This is a genomic window from Halomonas caseinilytica, assembly GCF_001662305.1.
Lineage (GTDB): Bacteria > Pseudomonadota > Gammaproteobacteria > Pseudomonadales > Halomonadaceae > Halomonas > Halomonas caseinilytica.
Genome location: NZ_BDEP01000037.1, coordinates 1 through 1,979, shown reverse-complemented (window position 1 = coordinate 1,979; position 1,979 = coordinate 1). Strand labels below are relative to the sequence as shown.

General features: G+C 53.6%; 2 protein-coding genes. Both read left to right on the top strand.

The window, feature by feature from the left end:
* The first annotated feature begins 42 nt into the window (after window positions 1-42).
* Complete coding sequence (locus tag A9O65_RS16800; protein ID WP_064702773.1) at window positions 43-573, top strand: Hint domain-containing protein; 531 nt, start codon at window positions 43-45, stop codon at window positions 571-573.
* A 648-nt stretch (window positions 574-1,221) separates the two neighbouring features.
* Window positions 1,222-1,979: calcium-binding protein (locus tag A9O65_RS17540; RefSeq protein ID WP_501161666.1), on the top strand; the 758-nt coding region annotated here is incomplete at its 3' end.

Below are 1,979 nucleotides of genomic sequence, written 5' to 3'. Positions count from 1 at the left end.
AGGGGTCGTCGGCAGCGTCAGATGTGTATACGAGACAGGCCCGTGGAACAGCTCCGAATCGGCGATCCCATCCTGACGGCCGAGGGCAAGACAGTGCCTGTCCGCTGGATCGGCCACCAGACGCTGGTCAAGTCACACCTGGCCTGGCGCATGCAGCCAGTGCGGATCGAGGCGGGTGCCCTGGGCGGAGGCCTGCCGCACAGCGATCTGACCGTTACCGCCAGCCACGGCATGGTGCTGGATGGTCTGGTCATCAATGCCTCGGCGCTGGTGAATAGCGACAGCATCCGTTTTGTTCCCCTGGCCGAGCTGGCTGAGCAATTCCGGGTGTTCCATGTGGAAACCGAGGAGCACAACGTGATTCTTGCCAACGGCTCTCCGTCGGAGACCTACATCGACTATGTCGATCGTCAGGCTTTCGACAACTATGCCGAATACGTGGCGCTCTACGGCATCGAGACCCGCGTCGTCGAGATGCCACGCCACCGTATCTCGTCATCTCGCCTGTTGCCGCTGGCCCTGCGCGAGCGTCTGGGCATTCATGACGTGATGCCGCTTTCCCGGACGGCTTGATCTCATTTGGCAGGAGAAAAAGCAAGGCCAGGTAAAGCCCGCAAGGTAGATAGCAGGCGCTTCAAGACACCGGTTGGACACGTGCAGCGTGCCCGGCCGGTGTTTTTTCTGTCTGGCGTTACATTCTAAGCGTGAAGCTGCAGCGGTGATGTGACGGTAAAACGTAAAGACAGGATGTCCTCCAGTGATAGAAGAAATCGCCGTTAAGGAAAGGTTTATCGAGTTTTGGGGTATGTGAATTATTTTGTTAAGTTGGTTTCAAAAAATAATTATAGGGCTATGTTTTGATTGGTTTTTATATATTTTTCTTGTTTGCTTTTATTGGCGACACATTTTCATAATGTGGCCACATTTATAATTAAGCGGCGGATTTTTGAAATAAATTAATAGTGAATTATTTGTGAAAAAACAAGTAATGTTAAATGCGTTGTTTGTCTTATCTAAAACCATAGAATAACTCTGGTAAGTAGAGCTTTCCGTAAAGTGATTATAAGGAGAGCCGAGCTGTTTTTTCTAGCCTTTTGCCGAAACGATAGGGACTCACTCCAGTCATTAGGCTGGCAGTGTCATGCCATAACTATATGAAAAATAATCCTCTTTCGTTGAGGCTGTTGAGATTGATCAGAAATTAACCCAAGGGGACTGGAAATGGCAGTAGATAAATCAGCAGATGAGCCAGTAGACAAGGCAACCTCCGAAAGTGATTACATCGTCGGTACTGCTGGAGATGACACTATCAATGGCCTTGGTGGTCATGACACCCTGGAGGGTAGAGACGGCAATGACACCCTGAGAGGTGGCGATGGTGGCGATACTCTGTGGGGGCAAGGTGGCGATGACATCCTGGAGGGGGGAAACGGCGGTGATACCCTGCATGGTGGCATCGGCAACGACACCCTGATAGGCGGTGCTGGCGCGGATACCATGCATGGTGGTCCCGGCCACGACACCCTGGAGGGTGGAGATGGCAATGACACCATGACGGGAGGGGATGGCAACGACACCCTGATCGGCGGCAATGGCACGGATGCCGTGCACGGTGGCGCGGGCAACGACCATTTGATTGCCTCTGGCGATACTGGTGACGGCAAGATCGATTACCTGTATGGCAATGGAGGCGACGACACCATCACGATCATCGCCGATGACATACCGGACGGCAGCACTATCCACGCCGCCGGCGGAGCGGGCAGTGACACCATCATCGTGCAGGGTGAAGGCTACACCATCACCGACAACAATGAAGGTGGCACAGACGGCAGAATGACGGTCACGGATGGCAACAAGACCTTCTATGTCGATTATTCCTCCGCCGAGAGCAAGGAAGAGGTCATCTGCTTTGCCGAGGGCACGCTGATCGACACGCCAGTGGGCGAGGTGCCCGTGGAACAGCTCCGAATCGGCGA